At 66.6% G+C, this 425-nt stretch carries 1 protein-coding gene; it reads left to right on the forward strand.

Translation table 11 applies throughout. The features are described from left to right. Positions 1–11 precede the first annotated feature (11 nt). The coding region (locus EOA29_RS40280; protein WP_245468880.1) for an ATP-binding cassette domain-containing protein at positions 12–425 on the forward strand (414 nt) is incomplete at its 3' end.

The following is a 425-nucleotide window of genomic DNA, read 5'->3' on the forward strand; positions in this document are numbered from 1 at the left end:
CCTAGCACGCGGTGCGCTCGCGCCGCGATGTCGGCTTCGTCTTCCAGGATTCCACGCTGCTTCCCTGGCGCACAGTGCGCGACAATGTGCGCCTTCCGCTTGGCGTCGGCCAACGCAGCCTGACACGCAGGATCGAAGACCGCAGCGCCGAGCTGCTCGAACTGATGGGGCTTGGCGGTCTCAGTGAGCGCCTGCCGCATCAGCTTTCCGGAGGCCAGCGCCAGCGCGTCGCGATCGCCCGCGCTCTGCTTGGCGAGCCAAAGCTGCTGTTGATGGACGAGCCCTTCGGGGCGCTGGACGAGATCAACCGCGACCGGCTCAACGACGAGTTGCTTTCGCTCTGGCGGCGCACCGGCACGACGATCCTCTTCGTCACCCATTCTATCGCCGAGGCCGCCTATCTCGGCGAGCGCGTCATCGTGCTT

The organism is Mesorhizobium sp. M1E.F.Ca.ET.063.01.1.1, from assembly GCF_003998155.1.
Classification (GTDB): Bacteria; Pseudomonadota; Alphaproteobacteria; order Rhizobiales; family Rhizobiaceae; genus Mesorhizobium.